The sequence below is a fragment of the Polyangium sp. 15x6 genome, assembly GCF_029960785.1.
Lineage (GTDB): Bacteria > Myxococcota_A > Polyangia > Polyangiales > Polyangiaceae > Polyangium.
The window spans coordinates 12,920-24,679 of the sequence record NZ_JASBQE010000068.1 but is presented as its reverse complement, the minus strand read 5'-3'; the positions used below and the strand labels follow the sequence as shown (position 1 = coordinate 24,679).

Genomic DNA, 11,760 nt, shown 5'->3' with positions numbered 1-11,760 from the left:
CCCCGAGCGTTGAAAGGACTCGGCACGCGCCGTGAAGGCGTCGGGGGAGGACATGAAGCAAGCCGCGCCCGCGCCCGCCCGCATCGAGCAGAAAGCGTACTACGCGGAGCCCACCCGGGCCGTTCTCGCAGCCCTCGGGAGCTCCGAGAGCGGGCTCCTCTCCACGGAGGCCACGCGAAGGCTCGCGGAGCACGGACCCAACGTGCTGCCGAGGGCCGCCCGGGAAGGCCCGCTCGCGCTTCTGTTCCGGCAGATCAAGAGCCCGCTCATCTACGTGCTCATCGCGTCCGCGGTGCTCGCCTTCGCGCTCGGGAAGTACACGGACGGCGCGGTGGTGCTCGGCGTGGTCGTGCTGAACACGCTGATCGGGTTCATCCAGGAGTACCGCGCAGGGCGGGAGATCGAGGCGCTCTCGGCCCTCGTGCCCGAGCTCGCGACGGTGCTGCGCGACGGCGGAAGGATCACCGTGCCCGCGGAAGAGCTCGTGCCCGGCGACGTCGTGTTGCTCGCGGCCGGTGACAAGGCAGCGGCCGACATGCGGCTCCTCTACGTGAAGAACCTCGCGGCCGACGAGGCGCCGCTGACGGGCGAGTCGGTGCCGGTGCGCAAGCACGTCGAGCCGATGCCGAAGGACTCCGCCGTGGCCGATCGGAAGAGCATGGTCCACGGCGGCACGTTGATCACGACGGGCACGGGGCAAGCCGTGGTGGTGGCGACGGGCGCGCAGACGGAGATCGGGAAGATCTCGTCGATGCTGCGCGAAGCCACGGAGCTCGAGACGCCCCTCACGCGCTCGCTCGCGCGCGTGGCGCAGGTGCTCACGGTGGCGATCGCGATCGTGGCGGCGCTCCTGGTGGGCGTCGCGCTCTTGCGCGGCTACCCCTTCCTCGAAGCGATCCTCGCGGGGATCACGCTGGCGGTGGCGGCGATCCCGGAAGGCCTGCCGGCGATCATCACGATCTCGCTGGCCATCGGCGTGCGACGGATGGCGGCGCGGCGCGCGGTGGTGCGGAAGCTGCCGGCCGTCGAGACGCTGGGGCAAGCCGGCGTCGTGTGCACGGACAAGACGGGCACGCTGACGCGGAGCGAGATGACGGTGTCCGCGATCTGGACGCCGTCGGATGGCTACGAGCTCTCGGGCGTGGGGTACGAGCCGAAAGGCGAGCTCAGGCGCGACGGGAAGCCTTTGGGCCCGACGCCGGACGACGTGCGCGCGCTGCTCCGGGCCGCGGCGCTGTGCAACGACGCGCGCCTCGTGCAGCGGGAAGGCGGAGGCTTCGGCATCACGGGCGATCCGACGGAAGGGGCACTCGTCGTGGCCGCGCAGAAGCTCGGGATGACGGGCGACGCGCTGCACGAGGAGGCGCCGCGGCGCGACGCGATCCCGTTCGAGTCGGAGCACAAGTACATGGCGACGCTGCACGCGGCCGCGTCGGGCGAGCAGGAGATCTTGATGAAGGGCGCGCCGGAGGTGGTCCTCTGCCGCGCGAGTCGGCTCGCCGGGGGAGCGGCGCTCGATCGAGAGGTCGTGCTCGGGCACGTGGAGGTGATGGCGTCGCGCGGGATGCGCGTGCTCGCGGTGGCGTCACGCAAGCCGGAGCAGCCGCTCGCGGGGCTCGGCGAGGCGGAGGTGGTGAGCGGGTTCGAGCTGCTCGGGCTCGTGGGGATGATCGATCCGCCGAGGCCGGAGGCGATCGAGGCGGTGAAGGCGTGTCACCGCGCGGGGATCACGGTCAAGATGATCACGGGTGATCATCCCGTGACGGCGAAGGCGATCGCCATCGAGCTCGGGCTGATCGGATCTTCGGACGAGGTCGTGACGGGCCGCGAGCTCTCGGCGATGTCGCACGCGGAGCTCGCGAATGCGGCGCGGACGCGGAACGTGTTCGCGCGCGTGGCGCCGGAGCACAAGCTCAGGCTCGTGGAGGCGCTGCAAGCCGCGCGGCAGGTCGTGGCGATGACGGGCGACGGCGTGAACGACGCGCCGGCGCTGAAGCAGGCGAACATCGGCATCGCGATGGGGATCACGGGGACGGCCGTGGCCAAGCAAGCGGCCGACATCGTGCTCACGGACGACAACTTCGCGAGCATCCGCGCGGCAGTGGAGGAGGGGCGGCGGGTCTACGACAACCTCATCAAGGCGCTCGCGTTCGTGCTTCCGACGAACATCGGCGAGGCGCTCGTGCTGCTCATCGCGGTGCTGTTCTTCCCGCTCGAAGGCGGGCGACCGCTCCTGCCGATGGCGCCCGTGCAGATCCTCTGGATCAACCTCGTCGCCACGGTGACCTTGTCGCTCCCGCTCGCGTTCGAGGCCAAGGAGCCGAACCTGATGGAGCGGCCGCCGCGCCGCACCGACGAGCCCATCCTCGGGCGGTTCGTGCTCGCGCGGACGGTGGTCGTGGCGCTCCTCATGACGGCCGGCGCGGTGGGGCTCTTCTTGATGGAGTACCGCGACAAGCTCGACGCCGGGCTGCCGCCGGACTTCGCGCTGCGCGAGGCGCAGACGATGGCCGTGACCACGATGGTCCTGTTCCAGGTGTTCTACCTCCTGAACTGCCGCTCGCTCCACGGGTCGTCCCTGGAGATCGGGCTGTTCTCGAACCCGTTCGTGTACGTCGGGATCGGCGCGCTCCTCTTGCTCCAGCTCGGGTTCGTGTACGTGCCGTTCATGCACACGCTCTTCGACTCCGCCCCGCTCGGCGCTTCGGAGTGGGCGAAATCCACGGCGGCCGCCCTCGTGGTCCTGCCGGTCATCGGCCTGGAGAAGTGGTGGCAACGGCGGAGATCCCTGCGTCGGACCGGCCGCACCCCGGGCGGGCCGAGCTTCCGGGTCTTCCGCCCGCGGCTCCGGCCGTCTTAGTCCCGAGGGGGACGCCTCGCGTCCCCCTCTCGTCCGGGCAGAGCCCGGCCGATTCACCCCCCGAGGCGAGCTCGCTGCGCGATCTCGTGGAGCAGACAGCTCGCTGCTCCACCCCTCTTGAGGGCGGCGAACACGCGAAAATGCCCCCGGCGCCGCTTTCCTCGGAGCGGGCAAGGCTATACCCTCGCCGCGTCGGAGAAAAACCTCCCTCGCCAGACCTCCGCGGAGCTCGATGGAGACCGAGAGACCAAACGTCAGTGCGCCACGCGCGCCCGCGTGTCCGCTCGTGGGCCGGGACGATGAGCTTTCCCTGCTCGCCGAGAGCCTCGCCGCCGTCGAAGAGCGGCGCGACACGCGCATCGTGACGATCGTCGGACCCGCAGGCATCGGCAAGACGCGGCTCGTCGCGGAGTTCGTCGCGTCGCGCAAGGACGAGGTCCGCGCGTTCGAAGGCAGCGCGCGCGACGGTTCGGTGTCGTTCTCGCTCTTCGGGCGGCTCATCCGCTCGCGCTTCGGCCTCGTGCGCGGCATGGATCCGGACGAGGCGCGTGGGGCGATCCGGCGGCAGCTCGAAGGCGTGCTCGAGCCGCGGCGCGTGAGCGACGCCGTCACGTTCCTCGGGCAGCTCCTCGGCCTGACCGAAGAGGAGAGCCCGCTGACGCGCGCCGTGAGCGACGACCCGCATGAAGCCGAGCTCGTGCGCCGCGCCGTGGTGAAGGCGTTCCTCGAAGCAGACGCGCAGAAGGGTCCGCTCATCCTGGTGCTCGAAGACCTGCACGAGGCGCACGAGGACGCGCTCTCGCTCCTTCGCTACCTGCTCGAATACCTGACGGGCCCGATCCTCGTGATCTGCACGGGCCGCGACGATCTCGTCTACCGGCAGGAGGACTGGGCGCGCGTGGGCGAGCGAAGGCACACGCTGCTCTCGCTCGGTCCGCTCGGCGACGCGGACAGCGCGCGCGTGTCGAGCGCGATGCTCGCCGTCTACACGAACGGCGGTGAAGTGCCCGCGCCGCTCGTCGAGACGGCGTGTGCGTTCGCGCGAGGAAACCCCGGGCTCCTCGCGCAGATGATGGAGATCTACGCGGCCGAGGGCGTGATCGCCGAGGCTGCGACGGAAGAGGGCGAGGCGCGGCTCGTGCTCCACCCGGAGCGGCTCGCGGCGGCGCGGCTTCCGGCGACCGTCGAGGACGCGGTGGAGGCGCGCGTGGCCTCGCTCGACGAGGAAGAGCGCGTGGTGCTCGAGCAGGCGGCGGCGATGGGCGCCGTGTTCTGGAGCGGCGCGTTCGTCGCGCTCGCGCGCACGGGGCTCGAAGCGCCGGACCTCTGGGTCGAGGAGGAGACGGGCGACGTCGCGCGGATCGGGCGTATGCTCGACGGCCTCTGCAAGAACGGGTGGATCGCGCGCCGGGCCGGGACCATTTTTCCGGGCTCGGTGGAGTACGCCTGGGCGCGGAGCGAGGAGCGCGAGGCGATCGCGTCGGAGACGAGCGCCGACGCGAAGGGCCTCTACAACCGCGTCATCGCCGACTGGATGGAGCACCAGCCCGGCGTGCGCACGAGCGAGGAGCGGATCGCGTCGCTCGCGCGGCACCGTGAGCAAGCGGGCGAGTCGATCCAGGCGGGCCTCGCGTACCTGGAGGCCGCGGCCGTGGCGCGGCGCAGGTACGCGAACGGCAAGTCGTGCGAGTACTACCAGCGGGGCCTCGAGCTGCTCGGCGACTCGCACGACGGCGCGCGGATCGACGCGCTGCACGCGTACGGCGACGTGCTCCAGTCGATGGGCTACATCGACGACGCGATGGCTGCGTTCCGCGGGATGCTGACGCTCGCGTACCGGCTCGACATGAAGAAGAAGGGCGGCGCCGCGCACAACCGCATCGGCCGGCTCTTCCGCGACATGGGCTCGCTCGACGAGGGCGAGCGGCACCTGACGACGGCGATGTCGCTCTTCGAAGCCTCGGGCGACGAGCGCGGCGTGGCCTCGACGATCGACGACCTCGGCAAGATCGCCTGGCTCAAAGGCGAGTACGAGTCGGCGCTCACGAGCTTCCGTGACGGCCTCGCGCGAAGGCAGAAGCTCGGTGACAGGCGATCGATCGCGCTCTCCTTGAACAACCTCGGCCTCGCGCTGCAGGACTCGGGTCAGTTCAAGGAGGCGCTCGAGGCGTTCGAGCAGTCGCTCGCGATCCGGCGCGAGGTCGGCGACCTCGTCGGCGTGGTGACGACGCTGAACAACCTCGGCACGATCGCCGAGGAGCGCCGGAACTTCCAGAAGGCGCTCGTGATGTTCGAGGAGGCGCTCGAGGTGGCGCAGCAGATCGGCGATCGGAACAAGATCGCGCTCGTGCTGACGAACATCGGGACGACCTACTACCGCAGCGGCGAGCCCGAGAAGGCGATCGGCGTGCTCGTGCGCGCCGAGGGCCTGTGCGACGAGCTCGGCGATCGGCTCAAGCTCGCAGAGACCTTGCGCGCGCTCGGCAAGGCGTACCTGATGCAAGGCGACCTCGGCAAGGCGCGCGACTGCATCGGCCGCGCCGTCGATCTCTTCGCCTCGGTGCGCAGCAAGGTCCACCTCGCGGCCGCGCTCCGGACGCTCGGCGAGATCACGGCCGCCGGCGGCTGGGGCCACGCGCATACGACGAGCGCGCGCGAGTACTTCGACCGCGCCGTCGCGATCTTCGAGCAGAGCGGCAACGAGGTGGAGCTCGCGCGCACGTTCAAGACCTACGCGCGTTTCCTGCGGAAGAACCCGGAGCTCGCCGGCAACGAGGACGTGCAGAAGGAGGCGAGCACGATGGACGCGCGCGCCGAGGCGATCTTCGGGCGCCTGCAGATGACGAGCGGGAGCAAGTCGGAGCTGCCGCCCTCGCCGGAGGCCGAGATCGAGGTGGGGTGACGGCAGCCACGCCTCCGTGGTACCCGGCATCCATGTCGACCCTCGCCGCCCCGCTTCCTCCCCGCAACGTCAGCGACTCGATCACGACGATGACCGAGTACGTGCTCCCGACGCACGCGAACGCGCTCGGGAACGTCTTCGGCGGGCAGATCCTCGCGTGGATCGATCTCTGCGCGGCCATCTGCGCGCAGCGCCACGCCGGCCGCCTCGCGGTGACCGCGGAGTTCGACGACGTCTCGTTCGAGGCGCCCATCAAGGTCGGGCAGGTCGTGCTGCTCCGCGCCCGCGTGACGGCGGCGTTCCGCACGTCCGTCGAGATCCTCGTCGAGGTCGAGGGCGAGGACGCGCCCTCGGGCAAGCGCTGGCGGTGCGCGCACGCGTTCGTGACCTTCGTGGCGATGCAGGAGGTCGACGGCGCGCTCAAGCCCGCGCCCGTCCCGGCGCTCGTCTGCGAGACCGAGGAGGACCGGGCGCTCGCGTCGGAGGCGAACGAACGGAGGAATCAACGTCTGGCGCGGCGCAAGTGCGCACGCTGAGGCTCAGATCGACGACTTGGGGTGAGTAACGGGGCTCGAACCCGCGACAGCTGGTACCACAAACCAGCGCTCTACCAACTGAGCTATACCCACCGTGGTACGACCCCTGAGGGGCAACACCGGGCGCGCACTATACACGGTTCGGCCTGGCGTGCAACGATTTCGTTTCAGATCCCTCGCCAGCGCTCGGCGGCCGTCGTCCGGGCCTGCGTGACCTCACCCGTGTGCCGGAAGGAGGCGGGCGGCGCGTTGCTCGACCTCGGCTCGGCCGAGACGGCGGACGCCGCGCCGAGCAGCGTCTCCGCGAGCGAGCTCGAGAGCGCCGAGAGGTCGTAGCCGCCTTCCAGGAAAAACGCGAGCCGGCCCTCGGCGCTCCGCTGCGCCGCGCGCGCGATCTGCGTCGCCATCGTCGCGTAGCCCTGATCCGACACGCACATGTCCGCGAGCGGATCGCGCTGGTGCGCGTCGAAGCCCGCCGACACGAGGATGAGCTCCGGCTCGAACGCCTCGAGCACCGGATCGACGATCTGCCGGAACGCTTCGGCGTACACCCGATCCCCGGCGCCCTGCGAGAGCGGCACGTTCACCGTGTAGCCCTCCGCGTCGCCGGCGCCCTTCTCGTGCAACCCGCCCGTGCCCGGGTAGTACGGGTACTGGTGCAGCGAGATGTAGAGCACGCGCGGATCGGTCCAGAAGATGTCCTGCGTGCCGTTGCCGTGATGCACGTCCCAGTCGAGGATCGCCACGCGCTCGAGCCCCTTCGCGAGCGCGCTCGCGGCCGCGACCGCGACGTTGTTCAGGAGGCAGAAGCCCATGCCGCGGCTACGCGTCGCGTGATGGCCGGGCGGACGGAGCAGCGCGAGGCCGGGCGCGCGCGCCTCGCCGGGCTTCTGGCTCGACGGATCGAGCAGCGCGTCGACGAGCGTGATGCCGGCGCCCGCCGCGCGCCGCGCTGCGGCGACGGACGAGGGAGCGAGGTACGTGTCCGGATCGAGCGAGGCGTGATGGCCGGCGAGCTTCGCGAGGTTCGCGAGGTAGGCCTCGTCGTGCACGCGCGCGAGCTCCTCTTCGGTCGCGTCACGTGTCTCGATGGACGTGACGCCGAGGCCTTCACGAGCACAACGATCGAGCGCGGCGCGCGCCGCGTGCAGCCGCTCGGGGCGCTCGGGGTGGTAGCCGCGCGAGCGGTGGTCGTCGAAGAGCGCGTCACCGACGACGAGGATCTGCGAGGCGGGGTTCGTTGCGATCATGGGACTCCGGCAGGGACGGTTGAGGACACGCCCGGGCGGATGGTAACTTCCTTTTAGGCGCTTGGGGGCTACGCTCGGACAAGCCGAGCTACGCCCCCAAACCCCCACTCGACGCTCGGGGGCTACGCTCGGACAAGCCGAGCTACGCCCCGAACCCCCCCGTCGCCCGCAAAGGAGGGCGGCCGTTCATGCGTGCAAAAATCATTACCGTTTTCACGGTGGTCGTGCTGGTGGTGGGGGTGCTCGCGTTTGCCTTGACCCGGGCCTCCTTGAACCCCGGGTCGCCCCGGGCCGACGCGGCTCGAGCGCTGGTCGCCGCCGAGGCGGTTCTTCGGGTCCAGGCCGGGGAGGTCGAGCGATGGCTCGCGTCCCAGGCCGCGGATCCGAAGGTGCGTGAGCCGTTCAGCGCAGGCACGGGCCAGGCCAGGAGTGATGGCGCCACCAGTGTGGCGAACGGTATCAAGACCGCCACCAGCAAAGCGCCCGCGATCGCTGGGCTCGAGCCCTCGCTCGTGGCGATCGTGGACGCGAAGGGCACGGCGCTCGGCCGGGACGGCTCGCCATTCCTGCGCGGCGACGATCTGGGCGGGATTTACCCAGCGCTCCGGGCCGGGCTCGCCGAGGGGCGGGCGGGCTCGGATGTGTGGGTGACGCCGGCGCGGAACGAGCAATTGCTCGTGTCCTGGGCGCCCATCCGGGGCGAGGACGGGCAGGTGCTCGGCGGGCTCGTGCTCGGGACGGCGCTCGGCGACGCTCGCTTGACGGACGTGGCGAATCAAACGAGCGGGGCGACGCTCTGGTTCGAGGTCAAGGACAAGGACGGCTATCGAATCGTCGCGCAATCGAAGGGCGGCGCGCCGGACCTCGCCTCGGCGATCGACACGAAGCAGCTCGAAGCGGGCGCGGCGTCGGCGCTCTCGACGGGTCAGGCGGTCGACGTCGCGGCCTTGCCGCCCGATTTCGGCGTGAAGGTGGGTCCGCTCGGCGGGTATGGCGACGGCAAGCGGGCGCTGCTCGTGGCGGTTTCGCGGGCGAATGCGCCGGCGGCGACGACGCTGCTCTTTCCGTTTCTCGGGGCCATCGCGCTCGGGATCGTGCTCGTGGCCATTGCGGGGCACGTGCTCGGGCAATCGATCACGCGGCCGGTCGAGGAGATCGAGGAGGGGCTGCTCGCGATCATGAATGGTCGGACGGACCTGCGCTTCCAGATCGAGCACGCGGAGCTCGGTGGGCTCGTGTCGCGGCTGAATAGCCTGTTGAGCCAGCTGCTCGGCGTGTCGGAAGACGAGACCGGCGCGCCGCCGGCGGCGATGGCGCTCGCGGTGGACGAGTCGCTCGCGACACAGCAGGCGTCGGGCGGCGATTCGACGGCGCTCGGCGCGGAGGACGAGGCGGCGTATCACGCGCGCATTTTCGCCGATTACATCCGCGCGAAGAAGAGCGTGGGGGATGCGGTCGATCACATCACGCGGGATGCGTTCCTCGCGCGGATCGTGGCGAGCGAGAAGCAGATGGCGCAGAAGCACGGGAAACCCGTGCGGTACAAGGTCGAGGTGCGGGGCAAGGAGGTAATCTTGCTCGCGGTGCCGCTGTCCTGAGAGGTCGGTCGACGGTCTGGAGCCGGTCGCGGACCTGCTCGAGAGGGTCGGTGGATGGTCTCGACCCGGTCGAGTGACCTCCTCGACCCGGTCGCGGACCGCCTCGACCCGGTCGCGGACCGCCTCGACCCGGTCGCGGACCGCCTCGACCCGGTCGCGGACCGCCTCGACCCGGTCGCGGACCGCCTCGACCCGGTCGAGTGACCTCCTCGACCGGGTCGATGGAGCTCCCCGCGGCGCCCGATCACCCGCTCTCGGCCTGCCTCATCTGCGCGGCCCCGGCGGGTATGAACGCTGGATCGAGCCGCGCCGCCTCCCGGAAGCAACCGAGCGCCCGCTCCACCTCTCCCAGCGCGTAGTGGCAGAGCCCCACGTTCCACCGCACTCTAGCTTCGTCCCCGTGGTTTCGCGCCGACGCTTCGAACAGCGCGATCGCCTCGCGGTGAGCGCCGTAACCGTGGAGGAGCAGCCCGAGCTCGAATGCGAGGTCCTGCTCCTCGCCGATGAAGCAATAGCTGTCCCAGGCTCGCATCACGGCAAACACCACCTCCCGTGCGTCGGCCCCGGAGGCGGTGGGCTGGTGTCGCCAAAGCACGGGCAAGCCGTCGAGAAGAGTCCGCGGGTCCCAGCGGCTTGCCCGGAGGAGGGAAAGCACGTGCGTGAGATCCATGCTCTCGACGTTCGCTCGAAGCTGCCGGCATAACGCATACGCGTCGTCGGGCCCCGCGCGCTCGATGGCCTCCTCGTATGCGAACGCCGTCTCGGCATATGCGGAGGGGTGCTCGCCGAGGAGGAACGCCGTCATGCAGACGTGGGCGTGCCGGTGCGCGTGCCGGAGCGTCCGGCCGCCTCGTCCGGCCACATATTCGGCGAGAGCATGGTAGTTGACCTCCAGCGAGAAACTGCCGTGCACGGCCAGGCCGAGGTGCTCGTCCTGGGCGAGCGCCTCCTCGTGGCTGTCGCCCCTGTCCCCGGAGAGCAGGAGCATGCGTCCCCCCGAGAGGTCGGCGAGGCGGCCAACGCACCGGATCGCCGCGCAGGGGAACAGGAGGGTCGCGCCGTCGAGGCGCGCCGCATAGCCGCGCAGAATCGCGTCGAGCGCAGGCTCCCCATAATAATCGAGCGGCGCGGGGCGTTCGGTGAAGGAGACCTCGAGCGTGCGGAGGAGGTCGGGCCTCGTGGGGTCGGGAGCGGGCTCCGGCGCGGTGAGGGAGACGAGGCGTTCCTGCATCTGCCCGCCCGCGAAGGAAAACGCGTCCTGGCGAATGCCGTCGAAAATGTAATTGGCGATGATGCCGACAGGGTTTCGAAGGGCTCCGGGCGAGAGCGTGACGCCCGCGTGGAGGAGGCGGAGCTCGTGGTCTTGCTCGGCGTCGAAGAGCGCGAAGTCGAGGATGCCCTGGTCGACGAAGGGGCGGAGGGAGGGCTGCGTTTGCCAGAAGCGGACGTTGCTCTCGGTGAAGTCCGTCATCACGTACCGGATCTTCTTCCCGGCGAGAGGCGAGCGACGGAGCATGTCCGTGAGGGCCCGGAGAAAGAAGTGGGCGAACCGGCCGCTGCCCGCGCCGAGCTCCACGATGGTCAAGGGCTCGGCGGGGTGGAGCGTGGGCGCGCAGTCGCGCAGGAAGCCGAAGAAGACCGCGGCGTAGGCGTGCGCAATGGCGGGGTTGTTGGTGACGTAATGGGGGACGGTGGAGGTGCTCCACGCGGAGACCCCGGCCTCTTCGAAGTATCGCCGCTGGAGCGTCCAGAGGAGGGAGCGCGAGAGGCGCTGCTCGGTCTCGATGGCGACCCTGGGCGGCGAGGCGGGCGAAGGCTCGGGCGGCATGAGGGGACGATCCGATTCACGAGGGGAGAGCGATCTTGAATTCGGCGAGGAGGTCGTCGGTGATGCTTTCGTGATGTTTGGTGTTTCGGGAGCCCTTTACGTGCCACTTCGATTCACCGCTGAGGGCGCCTTTGGGGATCTCGACGTTGGGATGATAATGAACGACGAAGGATACGCCGCTCCGGGACACGACCCACTCCCAGGTCTCCGCCTCCGTACCCTTGCCGCCCGGGAGGACCTTTACCTTGCTGGCACTGGCACCGCCCACGTTCGCCATCGTCTGCGCGATGGTCCAAGGAAATAGGTTCGCGAGGCCCGCCATCCCCTGCAGGTGGGCGAGCGTCGTCCCCACATCCGGGCGAGTGAAGGTGGGCACGACCGGTGCCCCGAACCCGGCCTTTTCCTTCGCCTCCTGCTCCTCTTTTTTCGTGGGCTTCTTGGGCTTCTCCTTTTTCTCGGGACGCTTCGCCTCAGTGACCATTTCTTCGGCCCCGTAGGGGCACTTTTTCCACGTGTGGTCGTCCCCCTGGCAGATCTCGCAGGTCGCGCTCGCTGCCCTTTGAATCATGCCGCCCCGCGCGTCCGCTCCGCGCACCATCGCCGGATGCGGCGGCCTCTGCGCCACGCCGCCGAACGCCACTTTTGGCTGCGCTACGGTCGCTGGGTGTGGCGGCCGCGGCGATGGCTCGCCGACGGTCCGCTTCGGCTGCACCACGGTCGCTGGATGCGGCCGCCTCGCGGATTCACGGGAGTTTTTCGGGAGAATCGGCGGCATGAACCCTCACG

Annotated in this window: 8 protein-coding genes and 1 tRNA gene; 5 read left to right on the top strand and 4 right to left on the bottom strand. The window is 70.2% G+C overall.

The features are described 5' to 3' along the window. Positions 1-52 precede the first annotated feature (52 nt). From QHF83_RS36155 to QHF83_RS36145, 3 genes are all read left to right on the top strand, one after another. Positions 53-2,860, top strand: coding sequence for an HAD-IC family P-type ATPase (locus tag QHF83_RS36155; RefSeq protein ID WP_348980506.1), 2,808 nt, complete (start codon positions 53-55; stop codon positions 2,858-2,860). 232 nt (positions 2,861-3,092) lie between these two features. Beyond that, the gene (locus tag QHF83_RS36150; protein ID WP_282422589.1) at positions 3,093-5,762 is read left to right on the top strand and encodes a tetratricopeptide repeat protein; all 2,670 of its coding nucleotides are present in this window, start codon (positions 3,093-3,095) and stop codon (positions 5,760-5,762) included. A 32-nt stretch (positions 5,763-5,794) separates the two neighbouring features. Next, positions 5,795-6,298, top strand: coding sequence for an acyl-CoA thioesterase (locus QHF83_RS36145; protein WP_282422588.1), 504 nt, complete (start codon positions 5,795-5,797; stop codon positions 6,296-6,298). A 17-nt stretch (positions 6,299-6,315) separates the two neighbouring features. Here QHF83_RS36145 and QHF83_RS36140 read toward each other — a convergent pair. Further along, positions 6,316-6,391: transfer RNA gene (locus QHF83_RS36140), tRNA-His, on the bottom strand. A gap of 74 nt (positions 6,392-6,465) precedes the next feature. Continuing rightward, entirely contained in the window at positions 6,466-7,548 is a 1,083-nt protein-coding gene (locus QHF83_RS36135; protein ID WP_282422587.1) for a histone deacetylase, read from the bottom strand. Positions 7,549-7,736: 188 nt separating this feature from the next. Between QHF83_RS36135 and QHF83_RS36130 the strand changes: the two genes are divergently transcribed. Both QHF83_RS36130 and QHF83_RS36125 read left to right on the top strand, forming a co-directional pair. Beyond that, entirely contained in the window at positions 7,737-9,146 is a 1,410-nt protein-coding gene (locus QHF83_RS36130; RefSeq protein ID WP_282422586.1) for an MXAN_5187 C-terminal domain-containing protein, read from the top strand. Between the two features lie 54 nt (positions 9,147-9,200). After that, a complete protein-coding gene (locus QHF83_RS36125; RefSeq protein WP_282422585.1) occupies positions 9,201-9,350 on the top strand; it encodes a hypothetical protein in 150 nt (49 codons plus the stop codon). Between the two features lie 40 nt (positions 9,351-9,390). Here QHF83_RS36125 and QHF83_RS36120 read toward each other — a convergent pair whose 3' ends face one another. Both QHF83_RS36120 and QHF83_RS36115 read right to left on the bottom strand, forming a co-directional pair. Then, a complete protein-coding gene (locus QHF83_RS36120) occupies positions 9,391-10,974 on the bottom strand; it encodes a tetratricopeptide repeat protein (protein WP_282422584.1) in 1,584 nt (527 codons plus the stop codon). A gap of 16 nt (positions 10,975-10,990) precedes the next feature. Further along, entirely contained in the window at positions 10,991-11,542 is a 552-nt protein-coding gene (locus QHF83_RS36115) for a hypothetical protein (RefSeq protein ID WP_282422583.1), read from the bottom strand. Positions 11,543-11,760 lie beyond the last annotated feature (218 nt).

Coding starts and splice junctions, on each gene's coding strand:
- QHF83_RS36155 (WP_348980506.1), top strand. CDS start 53: ATGAAGCAAGCCGCGCCCGCGCCCGCCCGCATCGAGCAGAAAGCGTAC.
- QHF83_RS36150 (WP_282422589.1), top strand. CDS start 3,093: ATGGAGACCGAGAGACCAAACGTCAGTGCGCCACGCGCGCCCGCGTGT.
- QHF83_RS36145 (WP_282422588.1), top strand. CDS start 5,795: ATGTCGACCCTCGCCGCCCCGCTTCCTCCCCGCAACGTCAGCGACTCG.
- QHF83_RS36135 (WP_282422587.1), bottom strand. CDS start 7,548: ATGATCGCAACGAACCCCGCCTCGCAGATCCTCGTCGTCGGTGACGCG.
- QHF83_RS36130 (WP_282422586.1), top strand. CDS start 7,737: ATGCGTGCAAAAATCATTACCGTTTTCACGGTGGTCGTGCTGGTGGTG.
- QHF83_RS36125 (WP_282422585.1), top strand. CDS start 9,201: ATGGTCTCGACCCGGTCGAGTGACCTCCTCGACCCGGTCGCGGACCGC.
- QHF83_RS36120 (WP_282422584.1), bottom strand. CDS start 10,974: ATGCCGCCCGAGCCTTCGCCCGCCTCGCCGCCCAGGGTCGCCATCGAG.
- QHF83_RS36115 (WP_282422583.1), bottom strand. CDS start 11,542: ATGATTCAAAGGGCAGCGAGCGCGACCTGCGAGATCTGCCAGGGGGAC.